This is a genomic window from Psychrobacillus psychrotolerans (assembly GCF_900115805.1).
GTDB lineage: Bacteria > Bacillota > Bacilli > Bacillales_A > Planococcaceae > Psychrobacillus > Psychrobacillus psychrotolerans.
Genome location: NZ_FOXU01000005.1, coordinates 123,376 through 147,224, shown reverse-complemented (window position 1 = coordinate 147,224; position 23,849 = coordinate 123,376). Strand labels below are relative to the sequence as shown.

The following is a 23,849-nucleotide window of genomic DNA, read 5'->3' as shown; positions in this document are numbered from 1 at the left end:
CTTAAAAGAAATACAATAAAAAGAACCTATGAACATTTTCATAGGTTTTTTTCATTAAAACGTTATGGAGTTTCATTTACATTTATTATTTCTTCCGTTAAACGGTCAATACTTGGACGTATATTCCCTTTACCTGCATAGCTTTCAAGCATTTCTTTTACATCAATTCCAGAAGATGCTTTTAGAGTTTCTTGAAGAGTAGACATCAAGTTCGTTGCATAAGAGGTGACTTTGTTAGCTCCTCCACCTTCTCCGCTACCAGTGTCCACAACCGTAATTTTATCAATATTAGCAAGAGGACTTGCAATTTGTTTAGCGTACTCAGGAAGCATATGAACAATCATATCGAGAACAGCTGCTTGACCGTACATTTCAAAAGCTTCTGCTATCTTACGTTTAGCTTCTGCTTCGGCAAGACCTTTCAATCGAATAACATCTGCCTCTGATTCACCCTGTGCCCGCTGAGAATCTGCTTTTGCTTGACCATCTAAGCGTACCTTCTCCGCATCAGCCTTTGCTTTAGCTTCTATTCTATACTTCTCCGCATCTGCCTCTGCCATTTCACGAGACTTAGAAGCTTCTGCATTTTGTTCAATAGCATAGCGATCTGCATCGGCTTTTTTCTTCACCTCAGAATCATATTGCTTCTCTCTTCTTAGAATTTCTTTTTCTTCTAGTTCTATTTGTTTTTGACGCTCAATAATTTGAATTTGCATTTCTTGCTCAATAACATCCTGCTTAGAACGCGCCGTTTCTAATTCATATGCTTGGTCTGCACGGGCTTTGGCAATATCCGATTCGCGACGATATTCCGCTACCTTTAACTGGTTATCTTTTTCGGATTCAGCAATTTCCGTAGCTCTTTCTATTTCAGATCTTTGCGCATCTTTGGAAGCCTCTGCCCGTTTAATACGAGTTTCTTTTTCAGCTTCTGCAGTAGCAATGTCTGCATCACGCTTTACTTGCGCAATTCTTGGTTTCCCTAAGGAATCCAAGTATCCGTTTTTGTCACGTACATCTTTGATAGTAAATGATACAATGACCAATCCCATTTTCGCTAAATCTTGAGAAGCTACCCTTTGCACTTCCTGTGAGAACTTATCTCGATTTTTATAAATTTCTTCTACAGTCATGGAACCTAATATAGAACGAAGATGACCTTCTAATACTTCCTTGGCTTCGTTTTCACGATCTTCTTTCGACTTACCTAAAAACTGTTCGGCTGCAGTGGCAATTTCCGAAATAGAACCACCAATTTTAATAATTGCCGTTCCATCTGCCATTACTGGAACACCTTGTTCCGTATATACTTCAGGTGTAGTAACTTCTAATTTACTAGATAGTAGACTAAGTGGTTTTGCTTGTTGAAACACTGGGAAGATAAATGCACCACCACCACGAATAATCTTAATGCGGTTGCCAGATTCATCTGTGTGTACATTTCCAGAACCCAAATAACTTCCCGTTACAATTAGTGCCTCATCAGGACCAACTGTACGATACTTAGTAACAAAAACTGCTAAAATGGCAATAATCACAAAAACTACTATTCCTATAACAATAAACATTTCCATTTGCATTTCTAATTCCCCCTATTATTTATACTAGTGGTACATATTCTTTTACTAAAAAGGTGCCTTTGTCTACATCAATAATTAACACCTTTTTGTCATAATCTATTTCCTCATTGTCATAACCTGTCGCTCTTTTAGAAATGATCCCATTGACTGTTTCAATTACTATTTCACCAAACCCGTCTATTGGTATCGGGACAATAACTCTTCCAACCTGTCCTTGAAGTGACTCATCCGTATATGCTGTCGATACTTCTGCAGAAGCGAGCGGAACTAGTATGAAAAAGTAAAGTAAAAATGTTAATACACTAGAAATAATAAGAGCTACTACAATGACAATTTTTTCGTCCCATTCTGTTAGCTTCAATAAGATAAAACCGGATGCACAAATAAATAATAGGAAGGAAAGAACCGTTGTTGGATTTAATATTCCATTGTCCATTCCATCAATTGCATCTGCAAATAACACATACAAAATTGTAATTAGTCCAATACCAATTAGGCCATATAAAAAGAATTGTTCTATTTCAATCACCTCTTCCATTATATAAATCTCTTTGTACTATATACGGAACTAAAATCAGAAGGTTTCATATATTCTACTTTTTGTGAGAACTTAATATTGCGTAAAATTTTTCGCTTATTCTTTAAATTCTGTCAAAAACCCTCCATTTTCAACAAAAAATACGTATATTAGTTCTAATTTGTCGAACTAATGTTACAGGATTGTAAATTTGTATAATCTAGAGTAAAAAATGTGTTGATTTAGTAATTTTTTTGTTATGCTATTTGAGGAAAAAGTAAATATATTAATTAAGTCCAGGAGGCTTTTATGATTAGTTCAAAAAAACCCGATCCATTTTTCGTGTCTCTATTAAAAATTGCCGAAAACGTACGTGATAGTGCTCACTATGCAGATGACTTCCGCATTAATACGGTTGCAGATTTAAAAGAAATCAGCGTACATTTAAAAAATTACGAAACTGCTGGAGACACATTAATACACGAATTGATCGTTATGTTAAATAAATCCTTTATGACTCCAATTGAGCGTGAAGATATTCTTGAACTTGCGATACGTATGGATGACATTTTAGATGGTATTGATAATTTTACCGCTCATTTAGAAATGTTTTCATTAATCGAAATTGATGAATCTATGCGTACATTTTTAGGGTATATCGTGAAAAGTACAGATGAAATTGTGAAAGCAATGGAGCTTCTAGCGAGTAAAAAACTTTTGAAGATGCATGAGCATTCCATCCTTATCAAAGATTACGAGAGAAAATGTGATGACGTACTTCGTTCATCGATTAAACAGTTATTCTTAAATGAAAAAGATCCAATTCGCATTATTCAATTTAAAGATATATATGAACAATTAGAAGAAATCGCTGATTATTGCCAAAACGTTGCAAATACGTTGGAAACAATTATCATGCGAAACGCGTAGGAGTAAACCTTTATGGAAACAGTATTTATATTAACCATTCTAGTAGTAGTCTTTGCTCTTGCATTCGATTTCATCAATGGGTTTCATGATACTGCAAACGCCATTGCCACATCCGTTTCCACAAGAGCATTGAAACCTAGAGTGGCAGTATTAATGGCAGCTGCTATGAACTTTGTAGGTGCTTTAACCTTTACGGGAGTTGCTAAAACAATAACAAAAGATATTGTAGATCCTTTTGCTCTGCAAAATGGCTCGCTAATCATTTTAGCTGCATTACTCTCTGCAATTATCTGGAACTTAGTTACTTGGTATTACGGAATTCCTTCCAGTTCGTCACATACATTGATCGGCTCTATTGCCGGTGCTGCAGTGGCATCTTCTGGTTTTGCAATATTAAACTGGGAAGGTTTCATAAAAATCATTCAAGCATTACTTATTTCACCATTTCTAGCCCTTGCTGTCGGATTCTTAATGATGTCATTATTTAAAGTAATATTTAAAAACGGTAGTTTATATGGGACAAACAAGAAGTTCCGTATATTCCAAATTGGGACTGCTGCCCTTCAATCCTTTACGCATGGTACAAATGATGCGCAAAAAGCAATGGGGATTATTACGATGGCTTTAATCGCTGCAGAATGGCAAACAAATGATGATATTCAATTATGGGTTCGTATTGCTGCAGCTACTGCAATGGGACTTGGTACTTCTATTGGTGGTTATAAAATCATTAAAACTGTTGGTGGTAAAATCATGAAAATACGTCCTATTAACGGAGCGGCAGCTGACTTGTCTTCTGCAATGATTATTTTCGGAGCTACCACTATTCATTTACCAGTTTCCACTACACATGTTATATCCTCTGCTATTATGGGAGTTGGATCTGCTCAACGTGTGAAAGGTGTAAAATGGGGAGTTGCGAAAAAAATTGTTTTAACATGGATTATCACTTTACCAATTTCCGCTGTAATGGCAGGCATTATTTTCCTAGCATTAAATTTATTCTTTTAATATAAAAAATGATCCTTTGTCTTTTTGGACAAGGGATCATTTTTTGTTCATTAGAACTCTCCTAAAACAACTTATTCTTTAATTTGTAAACCTAATGATTTGGCAAAGCCGATTGCTTGTTCTGTGGATACAGTACAACCTTGCATTTTATCCAATGATACGGTTAGTTGTTCGTATGTATTCGAGCTTAAGTCTACACCGTTTAGAGCTGTGCCATTGAAATTTGCTTCATTTAATTCACAGCCTTCAAAATTTACTTTATCAAACGTCGTCTCTATAAAATCTGCACGATTGAATGACGTTTTAGTGAAGGAGACTTTTTTCAATTTGGAAAAACTCAAACTCACATAGTTGGCAACCGTATCTACTACTTTTACATCCGTCATCCTGCTTTGTGATATGTTAGCTCCCACTAACTTCGAACTAAGAATTTCTACACGATGGAATACAGCATTCCCAAAATCCACATTGGATAAGTCACACTTTTCAATAATACAATCAATAAACTCTACTTGTTGAAATCGAACACCTTCCATAGAGATATCCCGAAAATGTATTTGATCGAAAACGATTTTATCTTCTTGCTCCTCGTCTAACTCTAGCTTAGTGACCAATCCATCTGATACATAATAATCTTCCAACAGTGCTTGTCGCACATCTAGCTCTTGTAATGATTTTGATATTTTTGGTACTGCTATCTTCAATGAAATCCCTCCTGTGGAATTGCTCTTCATATTCTACCATTATATTAGTATTTTAGTCTTTGTTTGCTTTACAATGTAACTAGGTTTTAATGGAGGAGGAATTACATGAAAGGCTTGTCTAAAATAGTGACTCGTCACTATAAGGTAATACTAGGTATTTGGTTATTATTATTTGCCGCTTTAGCTGTATTAGCTATTCGTTTGCCTGGACTATTGGAAGGTGATGGATTTAGTACCGATGGGGAACACGCAGAGGTAATGGATGAATTAACGAAAACATTTGATTTTCCTGCTGAGTCCCTTTTCGTGGTTTTTGACCAAACATCCGATGATACCATCAAAGAAACGTTACAGGAGATAGAAAAACTTGAGATTGCAGAATCTATTCAATCTCCTTTAGAGGATGACGCTTTATATAAAGATCACGTAGCCTATGCCATGCTTCACTTCGACTCAGATGCCGATATGACAAGTGCAGTTGATGACATCAGAGAAGCTATTGACGGGGAGAAAGGCGTTACGTTAACTGGTGGTGCTGCTATTAACAAAGATATTAATAGTGCTAGTCAGAAAGACTTAGCGAGTGCAGAGGCAATTGGATTACCAATAGCAATTATTGTATTACTTCTTGCGTTTGGTAGTGTCGTTGCAGCATTTATCCCACTTGCTATAGGAATTGTCACAGTGGTATCCGCTTTCGGTGTGATGACCTTATTTAGTGAGACGATGGATTTATCCATTTTTGTTATGAACATTATTCCAATGCTCGGATTGGCATTAAGTATTGATTTTGCTCTATTACTCATCAATCGCTACAAAGAGGAACTTGCCAAGAATTCCACAATAGACGCTGTACAAACCGCTATCCAAACTGCTGGTAGATCCATCATCTTCTCAGCAATTTGTGTATTTATTGGTTTGGGAGCTATGCTTGTTATGCAAGTAGAGATATTCCAAAACATTGCACTTGGTGGAATGCTTGTCGTAACGATTGCAGTACTTTCGTCTATTACTTTGCTTCCTTCTATATTAATGCTATTAAAAGAACGTATAAACAAATGGACAATTATTCGTGTTAAACCAGGTGCTACAACTAAATGGCGTAACTTCGCTTCATTTGTCATGAAGCGTCCCGTGACATTAATACTTGTCGCACTAATTTTGTTAGGTATCGGAATAATTCCTGTGAAGAATATGGAATTGACAATTCCACAGGTCGATTCACTTCCAAAAACTTATGATTCTAGACAAGCATATGAACTAATGGACCAAGAGTTTGGTCTAGGTGATCAATCGACTGTCTATATGATTGCTGAGAGAACAGATGGCTGGGATAGTACTGCCGGCTTAGAAGATATTAAAAAAATTGAAGAGAGACTACTTGAAGATAATGATGTCACCACGGTTGACACTATCTTCACAGCAAGTGAGATCCCAACTGTAGAGCAGTGGGAACAGAGTCTAATGGTTCCAGAGGTGGAAGCACAGCTCTCACCATTACTTGATACTTTTGTTCAAGACAACAAATTACTAGTACCAGTAACCTTAAACTTAAATGGATCTTCCAATGAAGCACAAGATTGGGCACGAGAGTGGGCTGAAAAAGATTTAGGTGTCGACTTTAAGCTAGGGGGCCAACCTAAATTCAACCAAGAAATTTTCGATGAGATATTTGATAAAGTAGGATGGTTATTAGCGATTATTCTAGGCTCTACTTTTATCATCTTGATGATTGCATTCCGTTCCATTTTAATACCATTGAAAGCAATCATTATGAATATTATTGGTCTTGCATCGACTTTTGGAATTCTCGTCTATATATTCCAGTACGGCCACTTTGGAATTGAGGAAACTACAATTGCATTAATTATTCCTGTTATTGTATTTAGTCTCGTATTTGGTTTAAGTATGGATTATGAAGTTTTCTTAATCTCCCGCATTCAGGAAGAATACATGAAGCATCAAAATAATACTTTGGCAACTGTTGACGGTTTGACCTCAACAAGTAAGATTATTACATCCGCTGCCTTAATCATGATTGTTATTACAGGGGCTTTTGCATTTACTGAGGTAATGCCCGTTAAACAAATTGGTGTCGGCATCGCAATTGCCGTAGCGATTGATGCTTCCATCATCAGGCTATTACTTGTACCAAGTCTTATGAAACTATTTGGCAAATGGAATTGGTGGCTACCTTTTAGAAAAGGACCTTATAAAGCCAAAAAGCTTCATTAATAGTTGCAGTTCACTTATGTCACAAGCACCGTAAAAATACGGTGCTTGTTTTTTTAAAAAAGGCTCTGTTAAAGAAAAAAGGTTATACCCATCTAATAAAAGCCTAGTTCATTATGAACTAGGCTTTTGCTGATGTGCACTTGTCCTTTTGAAGAGTTAAGTATACTATAACTCTACCAAATGTTCGTTTACCTCATAAATCTCCACTCGGTTTCTACCTTTATGTTTGGCAGCATATAATGCTTGGTCAGCTTCTCTTATTAGTTGTGGGATGGAGTAGCTATCATTCCATACTTCTAGCATTACATTAGATATACCAAAACTTGAAGTCACGACAATTTCCTCCCCATTCACAATGGTGGAACTCTCTGCAATTGCTTGTCTAATAATATTCGCTCTATTCGTCGCTTCGATTAAAGAGGTTTCCGGCATACAAATAACGAACTCTTCTCCACCATATCGTCCTATACAGTCTTTCACTAACAAGTATTCCTTTACTACGCTTGTAACACGAGTCAACACCCTATCCCCTGCCTCGTGACCAAACGTGTCATTTATCCTCTTAAAATAGTCGATGTCAAACATGATAACGGAAATACTTCCGCCACTTCTCATTAATTCATCAAAAATCATTTCTGATTTTCTCATAAAAAATGTGCGATTAAATATCTGTGTTAATCCATCCATACTTGCTAATTGTTTTAGTTTTTCTTCCATCTGCACCTTTTCCGTAACATTTACAAACGTAATAATTTTACCGACCAGTAATCCACTTTTGTTTAGCACCTCTGAGAAATTTACACGGAAGTGTGTAGCTCTTCCTTCTAAGATGCTAGTATAGCCACACTCCACTTCTTCATCTAAATTTGACCAAAGTATAGGATTTTTACTAAGAACTTCTGCAATTGGTTTACCAATATGATGTGGCATTATATTCGGGATGACATTGAGTATAGCTTTATTAAAATCGACGACCACCCTGTTTTGATTTAATACTATTATGCCCTCTGTTAAACTCTCAAATACACTTTCTCTAGCAATAGGTGCCACATTGAACATTTTCAATGATAAAAGAGCCACACCGTGAAACAGAAAAGTAATACTCAAAGATATTGGTCCAACATCAATTCCATTACTTGAACCATTTAGATAAAAGTAATTCGCTATTATCGGAGTAAGTAACCCCGCCACCATCAATGCAGTTTGCATACGAAACAAAAACAAAGACTTACGGTATTCCTTTAGCAATACCAGGATGGATATTGTTAAGCATAATAACAGGGAAATAGCATGAACATAAAACCAGGGCCCCCATTCTAACTCTAATAAAGGGAATGGGCCATTATTATTAATCCTCATCGATTTATAATAAAGATGATGTAGGTCATTTGTTTGCATCATAAATACCGTAGTGATAGGAATAACGAAAAGTGTATATATCCAGGTTTTAATTTTGTATCCAACATACTCCAAACACATGAACAGGACAAATACTGGTATAAAAGGCATTGCAAGGTACTCGATCCCAAGCCAAAATTTCATCTCCGTTAAGGAGGTACTTGCCAATTCAAAAGCATAAGCAAATGTGAAAATCGATGATAAGAGTGTAACTTTAATATAAGATTGTACACCTGGAGCATCCTTAGCTTTTACTCGTAGAAAAAAGCTTAGAAACAAACTTATTGTACCCGCCAATATGACGATCAGAATGTGTGACAAGAATATTTCTCCGTTTCCATTTTATTCATTTAATAACATTTATTATATATAAATTATAAACACCTGACTAGAGATGATTACGGGTAACAGTCCTCTTTTATTATCAATATATCTTCTCTTTTAACCATAAAAAAAGGCCAAACAGAACAATACTTTCTGCATGGCTTTATTTATTAGAATTTCGACTGGTACCAGCGTTTCGCCGCTTGCACTTCATCTTGTGTTAATTGATGACCATAGGCATGCCAGTATAATTCTACCTCTGCTCCTACTCCTTGCAATAATTCCCGTAGATCCTCTGACTCTGTGGCTGGACACATATGATCATTCTTACCAGCACCGATGAATACTGGTGTTTCTTGCATTTCTAGGATTTCTACACCACGTCTAGGAACCATTGGATGATGAAGAATAGCACCTTTTAATACATTTTCAAATTCAAATAAAAGATTTGCTGCAATATTAGCGCCATTCGAATAACCAATCGCTACTATATTATCTCGATCTATTTCATATTTTACAGCTGCATCATCGATGAAACGTTTTAACTCTTCCGTTCTAAGCTGAAGATCCTCTAGATCAAAGACCCCCTCTGCTAAGCGTTTAAAAAATCGGGGCATGCCATTCTCCAATACATTTCCACGGACACTTAAAATACTCGCAGCTGCATCTATTTCTTTACCTAAACCTACTAAATCATGCTCATTTCCACCTGTCCCGTGTAAAAGTAAAAGTGTCGGTCTAGAGGAATCTTCCCCTTTATAAAATATATGGTTCATATTATAACTCCCTCTCAATTATCTTGAATTTGAGATAATTATAACGGATGCTTATTTCTAGGTCAAACTATTAGGATCGTCTCGATTCGAGAGGATTAATTTTAGTTGCTCTGGTTCATCAATCCTAATAGCAAATTCCGAAATGCTTTTTTTTATACCCATGAACATAGTTGTCTCAATAGGATTGCTCAGGTGAATAATGGCATCTGGCTCAACAGTCTCAAAATCTTTATAAACAAACTGTACTGTATGCTTATTTGGAACTTTTGCTCCCCACTCAACTTCATGTATCAGATTAAGCGGGACAACAATTCTAGTGCTAAGCCCTTTAGAGATATATAGATTCCCATTTTTCACTTCCAACGGGTGTAATTTCATAATTTGAATTTCTGCCATAAAAAAAAGTACTGAGTATATATTTAAGGTTAATAATATTATTGAAAGAATGATAGATTTATCATGTAACCACCAATGGAACCCTATTGTCTCGATTATAATTCCATGGATCAACATCAAGTGGAAGGCTACTGCACTGTTTTTTTTATGCATTGTTACAACACCTTCGTGTTGAGGGGCTTTCTTCTTCCACGTAAAAAACGCATAATATAGCATTAAAAGCTCCGACATGAGAACCCGAATTAATATATTTTTAGTCACTACTTTTTCAACTGCAGGAAGTAAACTGTACAATGCTTTCTCATTCATTTGTTTCATCTGCAATCGAATCTTGGGTATTTTCCAAATGACTAAAAAGATTAAGGCTATTTCTGCGACTATTAAGAGTATCTCAATTGTGATACCAGCATATAGTATTCCAGTAAACGGAGTGAACAATTCGTTGGGTATGAGTAATCTTGCTATAACTAATCCTGCTACCATTATTCCAATTGTTTGCTTGATAGATAATTTAAAAGCTACAAACATTAAAAGTGGCACGATAATGGCTAAATCAATTAGTGATCCTACTACAGCTCCAGTATTTAGTTGTATAGAGAAAAAGTCTAGAACTGTGGACTGATAAATAAGAAAATTGCTGGAAAGAACTAGGAAAAGTAAAGCAACGGCCATGTTTGCGTATTTGTTTTTACGATAAACCATAAAATCCCCTCCCTTATATATCCTTTCTTAAATTATATATTTCTTTTCACCTGGAAATCTATAGTAATATTCTAAATAATGGCACATTTTAATGACAAAAAAGCTGCTCCCTCATTTTAGGAGCAGCTTCTCTTAAGCTATTTTCTTTGGACCCTTCCAAATAATAGAACCAATCGTTGTAATTACTAGTACAATAAGTCCTAACACGAATGGATAAATAATATTCACATCATATAATGCCCCAGCAAGCAATGGTCCCAGAACATTCCCTATACTCATATACGCATTGTTCATACCCATCGCAAATCCTTGCTCATTTCCAGCTAATTTAGAGATTAAGGTTGTCAGCACAGGACGCAGAATCGAAGTGGACAAGAAAATAATCATCGTAATGACAAAGAAAAATGCATAGCTAGAAATTAGAATAGACAGAAGGAAGCCAAATGCTGCTACGCCTAGAAAAATTCTTAACACATTTGCTTCACCAAAACGTCTAACAACTTTATCCACTACGAATACTTGAATTATTACACTTACTATTCCAGTGGCTGTGATCATCCACGCAATATCCTGTGGTGAGGCAGCAAACTGATCATCAACAAACAGTCCTAGCACCGATTCATAAGCAAGTAGTCCAAAGCTCATCACTAATGTAATAACAAGTGGGATGAAGTATGGCTTTTTAAATGATTGAGCAATCTCTTTTACCATAGTTTCAGATTTACCATCTGGTGTTACTACATCCGCTGGTTTACTTTCTTTCAGTACTAAGGTAGAAAAGATTACCGCAACAACTCCAACTAGCGCAGAAATTAGAAGCGGCATTTTTAAGCCGAATTCCGCTAAAAACCCACCAATCCCAGGTCCCACTACTATACCTAAGGACATGGCCGCAGATATTAAACTATTTCCTTTAGCACGTTGTTCCATAGTAGTGATATCCGCTACATATGCAAAAATAGCAGGCACCAATAACGCAGCTCCAACTCCACCAATTGCACGCGAAACATATAAAACTCCGATAGAATCCGAGAAATAAAACACAAACATCGACAATGCAAGTCCGCTTAAACCTGCTATAATCATAATTCTTCTTCCGTACTTATCAGCCCATTTACCTGCAATCGGAGACATAATAAGTTGCGCTCCAGCAAATATAGAAATCATTAGACCAGCTGCTATCCCACCTTGATCGATAGATTTTAAATAGGCTGGCAAAATAGGAATAACAATTCCAAAACTTGCAATAGCTATAAACATATTAATCATTAATATAAATAATTTCTTTCGTTGTTCTTTCGTCATCCTATCCCTCTTTCTTCCATCACACTAATACATAAGGAATAGATTAACATGATTTATTCTCATAAACAACAAAGCTACCTTACACCAAGAAAAACTGGTGGAAGATAGCCTTGTTTTATTTACTCATTTAACTTTTCAATCGTTCTTGCAGTCCCTTTAGCAGGATATGATTCGTTGAGAGTAGTATATCCAACCCTCACTTCATCATGTAACTTTAGTCTACTACGCTGATCCATCGCCAAAGAAAACCATATAGCATCTTTACCAGCTTCTAATGCCTCTTCTACCGACATAATTTTTGCATCGTCAACTGATAAACCACTAATTACTAAAACAGAAGTATCTTGCATATCGATAATAATTCCCTCTGTAAAACTTGTCGGTTGTTGAGGTTGATTTGGATTATCTTCAAAAAATTGCATGATAAAATAAAAGCTAGCACCAATCGCTGTTAATAGAATGGCTATTAATATTCCTACCGTATATTTCCCTCTCATAGTAGGAACCTCCTTATCTTTTGCTGTCTAGGCGGAAGCCTTCTGCTAATAGATAAGTTTTTGCTTCGCTGTAAGAACCAAAGCTTTCTTCTAAGTTATATCCATGATAGATATTCCATAGTGTATCTTCTTGTAATAATGTTAGTGTAGAATCTTCTTTGTTTTTCCACACTTCTTCTATTTCTTCATCTTGCAGCTCTTCTTCCTCTGTTGAAAGATAAGCAATCGAATCTTTAATAATTGCTCTAAGTTCATCAGCAGAAGCTTCACGAATATTCAACAATCCTTTGTCATCAGCTTCTTCATATTGAGGAAGATCTCCTACATAGACAAAGCCATTTCCATTCGGATGGAGATGATAAACAACTGTTGTTTTTTCATATAAGCTCTTTTCGTAATGATAATTTACTCGCTTCATCGATACTTCTTTACGAACTAGCTCCGAAAATTCTTGGATAATTAATTCTTTTTCTTCAAATGTTAACATGCGATTCCTCTTTCTATACGTTTTTTCATTTACCTAGTATAGCACACTCTTTACCCTCTTCGCGTCCACCATTCTGCTAAAATAACGAAACAAATAACAACTCCAATCACTACTGCAAAAAACCAATCGGGTAAACTCCCCAAATTTATACCTCCTAACTAATGCCCATCACAAATCGTTCGAAATTCTGTGATGTGATTCCTACGACTTCCTCTGTTGTATAGGTTTCTAATAACTTCATAACTAAATTTTGTGTTTTAGATGCATCCTCTAATCCTAAAATAACTTCACTGATCCCGTCAAAATCAGAACCTAATCCTATCAAATGCTTACCACCTAGTGAAACAATATGTTCAATATGTTTTACTAAGTCCTCTAACCCTACTACTGACTTTTCTGCACCATTTATAAAAGGTGGGTAATACACCACATGGATTGGACTATTTCTGGCAATAAGTGCATTTATCTGTTTGTCGTTTAAATTTCTGGCTGAATCACATAGAGTCCTGCTATTAGAATGACTTGCCATCAACCATTTTGCTTTAGGAAGAACATCCCAAAAAGATTGTTCGCTCAAATGGGAGACATCCACAATTACTTTTTGCTCGTTCAACAAAGAGAGGACCTCTTCTCCAAATGGTGTTAATCCTGTACCCGATTCTTCGAAAGAACCATCTGCTACTTTGTTTGCTCCGTTCCAAGTAAGACCTACTAACTTCACTCCATGGGACAAGAGTAGTTTTAGCTTATAGAGGTCCCCACCTATCATATCTAATCCTTCTAGAGATAACACGGCCCCAATCTGTCCATCCTTTAATGTTTTAAGCTGTTCCCACTCATATATTGGAATGATGTTGTCATGCTTTCCTACAATTTCCGTGTGGAAAAATTCAATTTGACGAATTGCCTCCAGGAATAGTTGTTCCTTAGGAAAGCCTTCAGAGACAAATACAGCAAAAACTTGAAGAGCTATTTCCCCAGCTTCTAAATTTTTTTTACTAGCTTGTAGTTTGGGGGAGTCAACAAATGACATAGGACCCTCTGCTTTCGCTAATTTATACAGCACATCACAATGTAAATCATAAACTTTCATTTCATCCTCCTAAATCTCGAACTTCTATCATTCCGGTGCTTCTTCACCATATGCTAACCATTCGTCTTTCGATGGTCCGTACATTCCCGGCACCGTTAATCCCGCTTGTCGCATTAATATCGTCATCTGCCCACGGTGATGAATTTGGTGTTGGATCAAAGTTTGCAATACGGTCGCAATGGTCCATTGCTCCCCGTACATATCTTTTTCTACTAACAGGCTCTCATCCGTCCATTGTTCCTTCATCGGCATTACGATAGAATCTCTAGACTTTCTGTAGGCATCCGACATTTCCTTCACCGTGGAAGGTTGAGGAGTTTCATGTGGAGTTGCCGAAAACTGTAATCCTGTTCTGCCGATCATTTCATCGATACTTGTAACGAGATGCCATGCAATTTTCCCAAGTGTCCGACCGTCTTCATTTACTCTTTGTTGTAACGACTCATCTGTCATGGCTTCCAAAATTTTCAGGGTAGAATCACTTTCATGCTGCCAATCCATTACAAAGTCTTCTAGATTTCTAATCATGACCATTCCTCCAAATTATATGATGTAATTTATTTCGTCATTAGTTTAAAATTATCCTGCTGTAGGTAAAATACCTTTCGAATAGATATTGCAGTGCAGTTCTGATATACTTAAGGATAGACAATAAGAGGACGTGAGCGAATGATTAAAATTGAATTACCAAAACCAACTGTAACAATCACACAACGTGAACAAGTACTAAAAGAGGGAGAACTAGAAATTCCAGCAATTCATGGATTTATCGACTTTCATCAAATCCCTCGTGATAAAGGTGGCATTTTCTTTTTCTACAATAAGAATAATGAACTTTTATTCGTAGGTAAGGCTCGTAAAATTAGACAGCGTATTAAAAAACATTTCGAAGATAATGTCTCGCCAATGATTAAACATCGTGATGAAGTGTACAAAATTAGTGTTTGTATCGTAGAAGAGGCAATGGATCGCGAAATTTACGAAACATATGCAATCAATACTCAAAAAGCGAAATACAATATCGATAAAGCGTTTTTTAAATAAGATGAAATCCCATGTTCTTCTATTGAAGAGAACATGGGATTTTTTTATTTGTCTAGCTCCAGCACCTAGTCCCTCGAGTCGCTTCAGGGCCCACAGGATGTGGGTCAGTCAGTCGTTGCGACACGATGTCGCGAACCTAGACTGACTTCCAATACATAGGCGTTTGCGCTTTTCTACTTTACTTCTTCAAAGATACTTGTGCTGTGCTTCGGCTGAACGCGTGCTTTTGGATCAATGAAAGCTTTAATATGGCTGATAGCAATTGGAACCTCACCAAATCCTACAGCAATCAGCTTTACTTTCCCATCATGTGTGGATACATCGCCAGCTGCGTATATACCTTCTACACTAGTTTCCATTTTTCCATTGACTACTACTGAATTTTTTTCCATCTCTAAACCCCATTCTTTTAAGGGGCCGAGGGATGCAACATTTCCGTAATTCACTAGAACATGGTCTACGGAGATTGTTTCCTCGATTTTGTCTTTGCCAACAATCACGACTTCATTAGCCTTTTCCCCATCACCTATTACTTCTTTTATGCCATAAGGTGTTTTTATCTTGACCGTAGAGTTTTGGAGTTGTTGAATGGTCATCTCGTGAGCAGTAAATTGCTCTTTACGATGACAAATAGTTACACTCGAAGCAACCTCTTCCAACATTAATGACCAGTCGAGTGCAGAATCTCCTCCACCCAATACAAGAACATCAGAATCTCTAAATTCCTCCAAGCTTCTCACTTTATAATGAAGGTTTTTGCCTTCATAATCAGCAGCACCTGGAACATTTAACTTACGTGGTTGGAAAGAGCCAATTCCTGAAGTTAATAAAATCGTCTTAGAATAATGCACATTCTTATCCGTAGTTAGCGCAAAATAATCCGGTAATTTTTCTAGTGCTATTGCTGTTTCCTCTAAGCAAATCGTTGGATTACTATAGGCCGCCTGCTCTTCTAAATTAGCCACTAAATCTTTTGCTAAAATTTTCGGAAGACCACCAATATCATATATATATTTATCAGGATAGAGCTCCATCAATTGTCCACCTAGTTGTGGGAGACTATCAATAATCTTTACTTTTAAGTCACGTAACCCACCATAGAAGGAAGCAAACAGACCTGTGGGACCTCCACCAATAATCGTTACATCGTATAATTCGCCATCCATGTCATTTCACCTCATACCTATTTATATATATTATTTGTTGCATACCATAAAGCATTAATTACTATAAAAAACGCTTTCTTATCTCGGGAGGTGGAATCATACAGCTATCTTTTTTCCCAAACCATGCATAACGATTTTTGGCTATAAATTTATATGCTACATCACGAAGAGGTTTAGGAGTTGCCTTTAGCATATATAAATAGCTCCAAAGTCCATTTAAATGTTTGCTAATATGAAGTGCAGCATCTGAAGAATAATACACCTTATGTTGGTCAATAACTATTATACTATCCATACTATTAGGTACTTTATATTGATGTTTAAGCGTTTCCCCAATATCACTTTGCTGAGCTGCAAATTGAAAATAGCCCTTCGGATCTCGTTTAATAATAAACTGGACACTTGCATCACAAAAATTGCATTCTCCATCAAACAAAACGATAGCTGCCATAGGATTCCCTCCTTTCCCCTAGTGTACTATAATGACCTCTGAAAAGCGCTTAATCGGTTTCTAAATTACACATATTAAGTAAAGTTTCACGCTATACGTTTTCCTCTCTAGACAAAAAAAGATGCCCTAAAGTCCAGAAGGAACTAATAGGACACCTCTATTCATTGCTTGTCTTGTGGCGTATCAGAAGAACCGACTTCTTCTAGTACCTCAAAGCTGTTAGAATAATCACGAAGTCTATCGTCTTCATCTTCTACCGGTTGATCCGTAGTGGAATTTAAGATTGATTCTTCTACTGGTCGAATATCTTCATTGACCTGTTGATGAGCGTGCTCTACACATGTCAGAGCTGTAGGAACAGCTTCTAAACGAGCAAGCGGGATTTCTTCACCACACTCTGTACATTTCCCGTAAGTACCTTCCTCGATAGCTGCCAAGGCCTTTTCAATATCTACCATTTCTTCATCGAAGTGTCTATTTAATGCCAGTCGAGTATGCTGATCAGTTAAATCTGTCGCATTATCCGCTGGATGGTTATCATAATTGGATAACTCAGTAGTCTCGAATTCTTCTTCATTTTGCTTTTGATGTTCTAATTCTTTAAAACGTTTTTCCAATGTATTTTTTAATTTATCGTATTTTGTCATTTAAATTCCTCCTTGGGTTATTTAAGGATTACCCAAAAATCAGTGAAATAAAACAACTTACCTGTTTCTATTTAATCCGCAAACAACATTTAACAACTATTAAATTTTCGGTTGGACGTTTAGAAAACAGCTTTTCGTCTATATATTCAAATAGTTGGATTCAGATCTAATGCTAAGTGATTTTTCCCCTTCAATTCAGAGTGTTTTAGTATGGTATTTTTTGTTTTTCCAGTATGATTAATATTAAGGGAGTGATTGTTAATGGGTATACATAAATTTTTTATGAGCATGAATGATTTAGAAAGAATTATACGATGTCCTGGACGTTTTAAATTTGAAGAGCATAATGTAGCTGCGCATTCATGGAAAGTTTCACAATACGCTATGTTTTTTGCGACACTAGAAGAAAATAATGGTGCAACGATTAATTGGAAATCCCTTTATGAAAAGACGATTAATCACGATTTTGCTGAAATTTTCATCGGAGATATTAAAACACCTGTGAAGCACGCGTCTCCCGAACTTAAACAAATGTTATCGCATGTAGAAGAAAAAATGATGGAGAAGTTCATAATGGATGAGATTCCAAAAGAATTTCAACCCATATTTTTTGACCGCATGAAAGAAGGAAAAGACGAAACTATTGAGGGTCGTTTACTTGAATTAGCAGACAAATTAGATCAAGTATATGAAGCTTTTGCTGAATTACAACGAGGAAACACGGATATTGAATTTGTGAATATGTACGAAACTGCCTTAAGAAAAATTCTCCATATCCCGTTAGAAACTAGTATCAGTTATTTTAAAGAGGTAATTATGCAGGACATTATGAAGGAAAAATCAGTCATTGATGTAAAATCTATTACTGTACAATTACTTGTAGAATAATTTTTTCCATTTTTATACGATATATTGTATAATTTGTTGTATACTATTTTGGAACTATTAAGACAATTGAAGGGGGGGAATCTTTTCATGCCTATTCCTGTTAATCACACTAAACCTGTTCGTACAACTGCTAAGTTACACGCGTTTAACCAGTTACAACAATGGATTATCGACGGAACATTACAACCAGATGAAAAGCTTAATGATATTGAACTTGCACAAGCCTTGGGAGTTAGTAGAACGCCTATTCGAGAATCCTTACAACTTTTAGAGTCTCAAGGTTTTGTTACCATGCAACCAGGAAGAGCAACTCAAGTCACACCCGTTGAAAAAGAAGATATTAATAATCTATTGCCTCCATTGGCAGTATTACAAGCACTTGCGGCGGAGCTTGCAACTCCCCATATGGATGAAGAAGTTCTCAGTCTACTAGAAGAAAGAAATAGACAATTTTCCGATGCTCTCCAAGAGAAAGAATTTACTACTGCTCTAAGAGTAGATGAAGAGTTTCATCAGCTCATTGTTGATACAGCTAATAATCCATACATACATTCCATGGTAGAAATGCTTCAAGCACATGTTCGCAGATTATTTTATTATGAAAAAATTGTTTTGCGAGAATACTCCGTTATTCAACATGAAAAACTAATTTCTGCATTCCGCGACAAAAATACGCAGGAACTCGCAGAAGTGATGCGCGCAAATTGGATTTATACTATTGAAGAATTTTAAAAAGAGATATAAGCTTATAGATTACGGGTGAACCAATAAGACACCCGACTTCTTTTTGTCCAAATCTATTCCTAACGTTTGCAAAAGGCTTTGAACAAAGGAATTTCTATATGATTACCGAGTGAATTTTTAGGGCTGTTGTTATTTGTGAATTGTCACAAATAACAACAGCCCTTTTTTTCAGTTGGAAACAGAAAAAGTGACCAGAAAAGTTGTTGTTCACAACTTTTCTGATCACCTTTTTATCATACTTAAACTGATTTTACTTCCTTTTTTTCAAACCTTGCGATGACACCTGTCACTAGCGTTACTATTACAAATGGTATTAACCATCCTAAACCAACACTATAAAACGGTAATACGTTCTCGTAAAAATCTACGATTGGTTGTAGCCATCCATAATACTCAATGTCTAATGAGCCGCAAAGAGCTTTGAAGCCATCTACAATACTTATTAAGAACGTGACGAACATTACACTAACATATACAATTCTCGCATGATTAAATAGTGGCGATAGGAAAGTTAAGAAAATAAGCACTATTGCTAATGGATACAATAACATTAATACAGGAATAGAATACGTAATAATATTAGATAATCCAAAGTTTGCAATAATACATGTAAATATACTAAAGAAAATAACAAATGCTTTATAACTAATCTTAGGCATTAATGTGTGGAAGTATTCACCACATGCAGTAGTTAACCCGATACTTGTAGTTAAACAAGCTAAGAAAATAATTACGGATAAAAGTATAGCTCCAAATGAACCAAAGTAATGCTCTGATGCAGCGCTTAATACTGGCCCTCCATTAGCAAATAGACCATATTCGTTCACACTAGTAGCCCCTAAGTAGGCGATGCCAGCATAGATTAAACCTAAAAACAAAATGGCAATCCCACCTGATTTGGCAGTGGCAACTAAAATCCCCTTAGTTGATGTTACGCCCATAGATCGAATTGCTTGAATAACGATAATACCAAATACCAACGAGGCTAATGCATCCATCGTATTATAACCTTCCGTAAACCCGGTCATAAATGCATTTGATACGTAATTCCCTTGTGGCGCTTCGAAGCTACCCATTGGCTTAATAATTACAAATATCAATAAGAAGAACAATCCTATTATTATTCCTGGAGAAAGATATTTCCCAACATTGTCCACAATTTTAGTTGGATTCAATGACAGTAGTAACGTAAGTCCGAAGAAAAGAATTGTAAATATCAATAAACCAATTTGTGCATTATCTTGACTCATAAATGGTAAAATTCCAATTTCAAATGAAACAGCACCTGTTCGTGGTAGAGCAAAGAATGGTCCTATTGTTAAGTAAAGTAATGAAGTGAAGATAACCGCAAAGACAGGATGGACTCTACTAGAAAGCTCTTGCAAGTTTTTACTTCCCGAAAATCCCATTGCTAAAGTTCCTAGAAATGGCAACCCAATTCCTGTTAGTAAAAACCCAGTGATTGCTATCCAAACTTGTGTCCCGGCATTTTGTCCTAAACTTGCTGGAAAAATTAAATTCCCTGCTCCAAAAAATAATGCAAACAGCATAACTCCAATCACTAAATGATTAGAAAATGACAATTTGTTTTTCATTTTGTTGTTCCCCCTGTGATAAGAAATAATCATTTCTTTTGTTTTCTGGATGTTTTGTTATGAATGCTATACAAATGATTTGTTCTAATCACGTAAGTATGCAATATATCAATGTTGATAATACTATGGAAATTGGTAGAATGCAATATATTACTCAAAATTAATTGAACATTTATTTTATTTAAACAAATTAATTTATTTAGGTAATCATATTTTCAATGAGAAGTTTTGGCTATAGATTCCCTGTATATCAACGAATCGATCACTTGACTCTTGATTATGAAATTACTTTCCCTTCGTAAATATTAACAATAATTACCATATTTTTTCAAGTGTACACCACACAATTTTCAAACTCCAAATCTATTGTCTTACTAAAAAAGCTATGCAATCGGAGAACTCTCCCACTGCATAGCTTTTACTATTTATCCTCAGGGAACAATACCTCTTTTAAAGCATCATCAGAAGAATTTTCCGTTAACTTTACTTTAGATCGATACGCTGCCCGAGTAAGCAAGTGCCCTGATACAGGAGCAGTTAAAAACACAAATAATATACCGAGTATTAGACGAACGCTTATTAAGTTCTCGCTAACCCAAAAGTATATAAAGGCACCAGTTAGAGATAATAGTACTGCTACAGTTGAGCTTTTAGTAGCTGCATGTGAGCGAGTATAGACATCTGGAAGACGTATAATACCGAAAGCACTAATTACACTCATGACACTTCCCAAAAAAATGATAATTACCGCAACGTACTCAATTATCTGACTTATGTTCAATGATAGCGCCCCTTTCAATATACTTAGAAATGGCAATTGTACTTATGAAAGCAAGTATACCAAGTATAAGAATGGCCTCTAAAAAAGCCTTAGTCTTCAAGACAATTGAAATAATAGCGATCATCGATATTAAATTTACACCAATCATATCCAATGCTACTGCTCTATCTGGCATAGAAGGACCTTTAATGATTCGAAAAAGAGCAATTGCAATAGAAACTGCAAATAGAGTTAATGAGATCAACAGTATTTTTTCTACCATTAGCGGGTCACCTCCATAATTGCTTTTTCAAATTTAGTAATCGATCGCAATACATCCGCTTTAGACTGCTCTATATCCATTGCATGTATATAAAACATATTTCCTTCTGGGTTAACTTCCATCACAACAGATCCTGGAGTTAAGGTTAACAACATTGCTAACGTGGTAATTTCCCAGTCCCCTTTAAGTTCTGTCTTATAAGTGAAAATCCCTGGCTTTAAATCCCAGCGAGGATTTAATATTTGCTTACTTATCAACAAGCTAGACTGAGCTAACTCGGATATAAATATGAAAACTAACTTAATAACCGAGAATAATCTCTTCAAATAAAACTGGGTCCCAAAAAAGCGATGCATTAAGAAGATGATGAAGATACCTACGATGAAACCACTAAAAAACGTCGTTAGTCTCAGTTCATCTTCGTCCTGTAAAGTTGTCCACAAAAATGCGATGAATAGGTTTAGTAAAAATTGTGCAGGCATATTTCTCACCTCTCCCATTACTTATCCCCTCCCATTACTGCATCAATATATACAGATGGATTAGATAGAGTATGAGCTGCATCCGCTACATAACCGGATAGAAACTCTGCTCCTAAACCTAAAGAAATCGTCGCTATTCCCAACAAAACAATTGGGATAATCATTCCCATTTTCATTGGTTTTTCATCTTCTAGACTAATAATAGTTTCCCCAAATATTGTATTTAAGAAAATTCTAAGAAGTGAATATAACACAACAATACTCGAGAGAAATGCTAGCGTTAGAAGTACGTAAGATCCTGATTCAATAGCACCTTGTCCAACTAATATCTTACCCACAAACCCACTTAACGGTGGAATACCTGCCAATGAACAAGTGACAAGGAAGAACATCCATCCAAATAGAGGATAATTTCGTATGAGTCCACTCATTTCATCAATTTTAGACTTTCCAGTCAAATAAATCATTGTACCAGCTAGCAAAAATAACATTGCTTTTGCAATCATGTCATGAATTATATAGTAAATAGACCCTGCAATAGACGTTTCCGTTCCAACCGCCAGGCCAATTAGTATAAACCCAACAGCAATTACTACATTATAAGAAACGATTAAACGGACATCCTTAAAAGCAATGGCTCCGATACATCCCACAATTAGTGTAATTCCTGCCATTATCCCAATCAGTGTTTGGGATATTAATGGGTCATGGTAGAAGATGAGTGTGAATGTACGAAAGAGTGCATATATCCCCACCTTTGTCAGTAACGCTCCAAACAAAGCAGCAACTGCAGTCGGTGGCACAGAATAAGATCCAGGGAGCCAAAAGAATAATAATAATCCCGCTTTTAAACTAAAGACAATTAAAAACAAAATACTAATGGTAGTAAGTAGAGGTCCCTGCCCTGCCTCCGCCACCCTTTCTGATATATGAGCCATATTTAAAGTACCAACCGTACCATACAAATAGGCAAGAGCTACTAAGAAAAACCATGAAGCTAGAATATTTATGACTACATACTTAATGGATTCTCTTAGCTGAGGCTTGGTCCCACCTAAAGTAATTAATACATATGAAGCTAATAACATTACTTCGAAACAAACAAATAAGTTAAACAAATCGCCCGTTAAAAACGAACCATTAACTCCTGCAACTAAAAATAAGACAAATGGATAGAAGTACATTTTTTCATGTCTTTCTCCTATAGAAGAAAATGCGTGGATTAGACAGATTGCTGTAACTATACTCGCCGTCAGTACTAGTAACATCGCAAAGGAATCTGCGACAAATAGTATTCCAAAGGGAGGTTGCCATCCTGCAAAATCTAGTCGAATAATTCCATCTGTCTGAATTCTATTTAAAGTAAATATACTTACCACAGCAATACCAATCATCGTTATTAAACTAATTGCACGTTGTAATTTCACATATGGTCTTAAAAACACTAAAATTATTCCAACCATAATTGGAATGATCAACGGTAATACAATTAAATTATTCATTTTTTGCCCCTCTCAATTCATCGAGATCTTCCGTACCCACATCCTGATAGGTACGGTAGGCTAGTACAAGTATGAAAGCTGTTACTGCAAAGCTAATCACGATAGCAGTTAATATTAATGCTTGTGGTAAAGCGTCTGCGTATGGTGCATCTGCTTCCTTCAGTAAAGGAACGTTACCTTGCTTTAACCCTCCCATTGTTAATATGAGCAAATGGACGGCATGTGAAAACACAGCTGTCCCTAAAATTATCCGAATTATATTTCTTGAGAGGATTAGATATGTGGCAACCGCAACTAGAATCCCTATTAACATAATTATTAATGTTTCCATT

At 36.1% G+C, this 23,849-nt stretch carries 26 protein-coding genes; 6 read left to right on the top strand and 20 right to left on the bottom strand.

Translation table 11 applies throughout. From position 1 onward, the window contains the following. Positions 1-62: 62 nt before the first annotated feature. Positions 63-1,580, bottom strand: coding sequence for a flotillin family protein (locus BM260_RS11475; protein WP_093537490.1), 1,518 nt, complete (start codon positions 1,578-1,580; stop codon positions 63-65). 19 nt (positions 1,581-1,599) lie between these two features. Then, on the bottom strand, positions 1,600-2,118 hold the full coding sequence (locus BM260_RS11470; RefSeq protein WP_093537489.1) for an NfeD family protein: 519 nt from the start codon (positions 2,116-2,118) through the stop codon (positions 1,600-1,602). A 288-nt stretch (positions 2,119-2,406) separates the two neighbouring features. Between BM260_RS11470 and BM260_RS11465 the strand changes: the two genes are divergently transcribed. Together BM260_RS11465 and BM260_RS11460 are read left to right on the top strand one after the other, a co-directional pair. Beyond that, positions 2,407-3,027, top strand: a complete 621-nt coding sequence (locus tag BM260_RS11465) for a DUF47 domain-containing protein (protein WP_093537488.1) — start codon at positions 2,407-2,409, stop codon at positions 3,025-3,027. Between the two features lie 12 nt (positions 3,028-3,039). Then, the gene (locus tag BM260_RS11460) at positions 3,040-4,038 is read left to right on the top strand and encodes an inorganic phosphate transporter (RefSeq protein WP_093537487.1); all 999 of its coding nucleotides are present in this window, start codon (positions 3,040-3,042) and stop codon (positions 4,036-4,038) included. 71 nt (positions 4,039-4,109) lie between these two features. Here the strand turns inward: BM260_RS11460 and BM260_RS11455 are convergent, their stop codons facing one another. Further along, positions 4,110-4,742 carry a pentapeptide repeat-containing protein gene (locus tag BM260_RS11455; protein ID WP_093537486.1) on the bottom strand — a complete coding sequence of 211 codons (633 nt, stop codon included), beginning with the start codon at positions 4,740-4,742 and terminating at the stop codon, positions 4,110-4,112. 105 nt (positions 4,743-4,847) lie between these two features. On the opposite strand from BM260_RS11455, the gene BM260_RS11450 reads away from it, so the two are divergent. Further along, positions 4,848-6,977: an MMPL family transporter gene (locus BM260_RS11450; protein ID WP_093537485.1), complete on the top strand. Its 2,130-nt coding sequence runs from the start codon at positions 4,848-4,850 to the stop codon at positions 6,975-6,977. Between the two features lie 165 nt (positions 6,978-7,142). Here BM260_RS11450 and BM260_RS11445 read toward each other — a convergent pair whose 3' ends face one another. The 8 genes from BM260_RS11445 to BM260_RS11410 all read right to left on the bottom strand — a co-directional run bounded on the left by BM260_RS11445 (position 7,143) and on the right by BM260_RS11410 (position 14,483). Further along, entirely contained in the window at positions 7,143-8,696 is a 1,554-nt protein-coding gene (locus BM260_RS11445) for a histidine kinase N-terminal 7TM domain-containing diguanylate cyclase (RefSeq protein WP_245762709.1), read from the bottom strand. Between the two features lie 173 nt (positions 8,697-8,869). Further along, positions 8,870-9,475 carry an alpha/beta hydrolase gene (locus BM260_RS11440; RefSeq protein ID WP_093537483.1) on the bottom strand — a complete coding sequence of 202 codons (606 nt, stop codon included), beginning with the start codon at positions 9,473-9,475 and terminating at the stop codon, positions 8,870-8,872. A gap of 57 nt (positions 9,476-9,532) precedes the next feature. Further along, entirely contained in the window at positions 9,533-10,573 is a 1,041-nt protein-coding gene (locus tag BM260_RS11435) for a hypothetical protein (protein ID WP_093537482.1), read from the bottom strand. Between the two features lie 132 nt (positions 10,574-10,705). After that, positions 10,706-11,878 (bottom strand): MFS transporter, encoded by a 1,173-nt coding sequence (locus tag BM260_RS11430; RefSeq protein ID WP_093537481.1) that lies wholly within the window; start codon positions 11,876-11,878, stop codon positions 10,706-10,708. A gap of 119 nt (positions 11,879-11,997) precedes the next feature. Beyond that, entirely contained in the window at positions 11,998-12,375 is a 378-nt protein-coding gene (locus tag BM260_RS11425) for a YobA family protein (RefSeq protein WP_093537480.1), read from the bottom strand. A 13-nt stretch (positions 12,376-12,388) separates the two neighbouring features. Then, positions 12,389-12,862: a hypothetical protein gene (locus BM260_RS11420; RefSeq protein ID WP_093537479.1), complete on the bottom strand. Its 474-nt coding sequence runs from the start codon at positions 12,860-12,862 to the stop codon at positions 12,389-12,391. A 154-nt stretch (positions 12,863-13,016) separates the two neighbouring features. Beyond that, positions 13,017-13,955, bottom strand: a complete 939-nt coding sequence (locus tag BM260_RS11415; RefSeq protein ID WP_093537478.1) for a dipeptidase — start codon at positions 13,953-13,955, stop codon at positions 13,017-13,019. Between the two features lie 27 nt (positions 13,956-13,982). Beyond that, entirely contained in the window at positions 13,983-14,483 is a 501-nt protein-coding gene (locus tag BM260_RS11410) for a DinB family protein (protein ID WP_093537477.1), read from the bottom strand. A 141-nt stretch (positions 14,484-14,624) separates the two neighbouring features. Here BM260_RS11410 and BM260_RS11405 point away from each other — a divergent pair, with 141 nt between their 5' ends. Further along, on the top strand, positions 14,625-14,999 hold the full coding sequence (locus BM260_RS11405) for a nucleotide excision repair endonuclease (protein WP_093537476.1): 375 nt from the start codon (positions 14,625-14,627) through the stop codon (positions 14,997-14,999). A gap of 173 nt (positions 15,000-15,172) precedes the next feature. On the opposite strand, the gene BM260_RS11400 is transcribed toward BM260_RS11405, so the two are convergent. The 3 genes from BM260_RS11400 to BM260_RS11390 form a co-directional block, all read right to left on the bottom strand. After that, positions 15,173-16,165, bottom strand: a complete 993-nt coding sequence (locus tag BM260_RS11400; RefSeq protein ID WP_093537475.1) for an NAD(P)/FAD-dependent oxidoreductase — start codon at positions 16,163-16,165, stop codon at positions 15,173-15,175. Positions 16,166-16,226: 61 nt separating this feature from the next. Then, entirely contained in the window at positions 16,227-16,616 is a 390-nt protein-coding gene (locus tag BM260_RS11395; RefSeq protein WP_093537474.1) for a thiol-disulfide oxidoreductase DCC family protein, read from the bottom strand. A 161-nt stretch (positions 16,617-16,777) separates the two neighbouring features. After that, a complete protein-coding gene (locus BM260_RS11390) occupies positions 16,778-17,263 on the bottom strand; it encodes a TraR/DksA C4-type zinc finger protein (RefSeq protein WP_093537473.1) in 486 nt (161 codons plus the stop codon). A gap of 261 nt (positions 17,264-17,524) precedes the next feature. Here BM260_RS11390 and BM260_RS11385 point away from each other — a divergent pair, with 261 nt between their 5' ends. Both BM260_RS11385 and BM260_RS11380 read left to right on the top strand, forming a co-directional pair. Next, positions 17,525-18,151, top strand: coding sequence for a YfbR-like 5'-deoxynucleotidase (locus BM260_RS11385; RefSeq protein ID WP_093537472.1), 627 nt, complete (start codon positions 17,525-17,527; stop codon positions 18,149-18,151). A gap of 87 nt (positions 18,152-18,238) precedes the next feature. Further along, complete coding sequence (locus tag BM260_RS11380) at positions 18,239-18,883, top strand: GntR family transcriptional regulator (protein ID WP_093537471.1); 645 nt, start codon at positions 18,239-18,241, stop codon at positions 18,881-18,883. 251 nt (positions 18,884-19,134) lie between these two features. Here the strand turns inward: BM260_RS11380 and brnQ are convergent, their stop codons facing one another. The 6 genes from brnQ to BM260_RS11350 all read right to left on the bottom strand — a co-directional run bounded on the left by brnQ (position 19,135) and on the right by BM260_RS11350 (position 23,848). Beyond that, on the bottom strand, positions 19,135-20,490 hold the full coding sequence (gene brnQ, locus BM260_RS11375) for a branched-chain amino acid transport system II carrier protein (RefSeq protein ID WP_093537470.1): 1,356 nt from the start codon (positions 20,488-20,490) through the stop codon (positions 19,135-19,137). Positions 20,491-20,911: 421 nt separating this feature from the next. After that, complete coding sequence (locus tag BM260_RS11370; RefSeq protein WP_093537469.1) at positions 20,912-21,271, bottom strand: Na+/H+ antiporter subunit G; 360 nt, start codon at positions 21,269-21,271, stop codon at positions 20,912-20,914. Beyond that, positions 21,249-21,533: a Na(+)/H(+) antiporter subunit F1 gene (locus BM260_RS11365; protein ID WP_093537468.1), complete on the bottom strand. Its 285-nt coding sequence runs from the start codon at positions 21,531-21,533 to the stop codon at positions 21,249-21,251. Before BM260_RS11365 ends, BM260_RS11370 begins: the two co-directional genes overlap by 23 nt. Next, on the bottom strand, positions 21,533-22,015 hold the full coding sequence (locus tag BM260_RS11360; protein ID WP_093537595.1) for a Na+/H+ antiporter subunit E: 483 nt from the start codon (positions 22,013-22,015) through the stop codon (positions 21,533-21,535). Before BM260_RS11360 ends, BM260_RS11365 begins: the two co-directional genes overlap by 1 nt. A 17-nt stretch (positions 22,016-22,032) precedes the next feature. Further along, complete coding sequence (locus tag BM260_RS11355; protein WP_093537467.1) at positions 22,033-23,517, bottom strand: Na+/H+ antiporter subunit D; 1,485 nt, start codon at positions 23,515-23,517, stop codon at positions 22,033-22,035. Further along, on the bottom strand, positions 23,510-23,848 hold the full coding sequence (locus tag BM260_RS11350; RefSeq protein ID WP_093537466.1) for a Na(+)/H(+) antiporter subunit C: 339 nt from the start codon (positions 23,846-23,848) through the stop codon (positions 23,510-23,512). The genes BM260_RS11355 and BM260_RS11350 overlap by 8 nt, the downstream gene beginning before the upstream one ends. Position 23,849: the final 1 nt, after the last annotated feature.

Coding starts and splice junctions, on each gene's coding strand:
- BM260_RS11380 (WP_093537471.1), top strand. CDS start 18,239: ATGCCTATTCCTGTTAATCACACTAAACCTGTTCGTACAACTGCTAAG.
- BM260_RS11390 (WP_093537473.1), bottom strand. CDS start 17,263: ATGACAAAATACGATAAATTAAAAAATACATTGGAAAAACGTTTTAAA.
- BM260_RS11360 (WP_093537595.1), bottom strand. CDS start 22,015: ATGCCTGCACAATTTTTACTAAACCTATTCATCGCATTTTTGTGGACA.
- BM260_RS11460 (WP_093537487.1), top strand. CDS start 3,040: ATGGAAACAGTATTTATATTAACCATTCTAGTAGTAGTCTTTGCTCTT.
- BM260_RS11440 (WP_093537483.1), bottom strand. CDS start 9,475: ATGAACCATATATTTTATAAAGGGGAAGATTCCTCTAGACCGACACTT.
- BM260_RS11405 (WP_093537476.1), top strand. CDS start 14,625: ATGATTAAAATTGAATTACCAAAACCAACTGTAACAATCACACAACGT.
- BM260_RS11425 (WP_093537480.1), bottom strand. CDS start 12,375: ATGAGAGGGAAATATACGGTAGGAATATTAATAGCCATTCTATTAACA.
- BM260_RS11430 (WP_093537481.1), bottom strand. CDS start 11,878: ATGACGAAAGAACAACGAAAGAAATTATTTATATTAATGATTAATATG.
- BM260_RS11415 (WP_093537478.1), bottom strand. CDS start 13,955: ATGAAAGTTTATGATTTACATTGTGATGTGCTGTATAAATTAGCGAAA.
- BM260_RS11355 (WP_093537467.1), bottom strand. CDS start 23,517: ATGAATAATTTAATTGTATTACCGTTGATCATTCCAATTATGGTTGGA.
- BM260_RS11420 (WP_093537479.1), bottom strand. CDS start 12,862: ATGTTAACATTTGAAGAAAAAGAATTAATTATCCAAGAATTTTCGGAG.
- BM260_RS11385 (WP_093537472.1), top strand. CDS start 17,525: ATGGGTATACATAAATTTTTTATGAGCATGAATGATTTAGAAAGAATT.
- BM260_RS11450 (WP_093537485.1), top strand. CDS start 4,848: ATGAAAGGCTTGTCTAAAATAGTGACTCGTCACTATAAGGTAATACTA.
- brnQ (WP_093537470.1), bottom strand. CDS start 20,490: ATGAAAAACAAATTGTCATTTTCTAATCATTTAGTGATTGGAGTTATG.
- BM260_RS11365 (WP_093537468.1), bottom strand. CDS start 21,533: ATGGTAGAAAAAATACTGTTGATCTCATTAACTCTATTTGCAGTTTCT.
- BM260_RS11350 (WP_093537466.1), bottom strand. CDS start 23,848: ATGGAAACATTAATAATTATGTTAATAGGGATTCTAGTTGCGGTTGCC.
- BM260_RS11470 (WP_093537489.1), bottom strand. CDS start 2,118: ATGGAAGAGGTGATTGAAATAGAACAATTCTTTTTATATGGCCTAATT.
- BM260_RS11475 (WP_093537490.1), bottom strand. CDS start 1,580: ATGCAAATGGAAATGTTTATTGTTATAGGAATAGTAGTTTTTGTGATT.
- BM260_RS11400 (WP_093537475.1), bottom strand. CDS start 16,165: ATGGATGGCGAATTATACGATGTAACGATTATTGGTGGAGGTCCCACA.
- BM260_RS11435 (WP_093537482.1), bottom strand. CDS start 10,573: ATGGTTTATCGTAAAAACAAATACGCAAACATGGCCGTTGCTTTACTT.
- BM260_RS11395 (WP_093537474.1), bottom strand. CDS start 16,616: ATGGCAGCTATCGTTTTGTTTGATGGAGAATGCAATTTTTGTGATGCA.
- BM260_RS11410 (WP_093537477.1), bottom strand. CDS start 14,483: ATGATTAGAAATCTAGAAGACTTTGTAATGGATTGGCAGCATGAAAGT.
- BM260_RS11465 (WP_093537488.1), top strand. CDS start 2,407: ATGATTAGTTCAAAAAAACCCGATCCATTTTTCGTGTCTCTATTAAAA.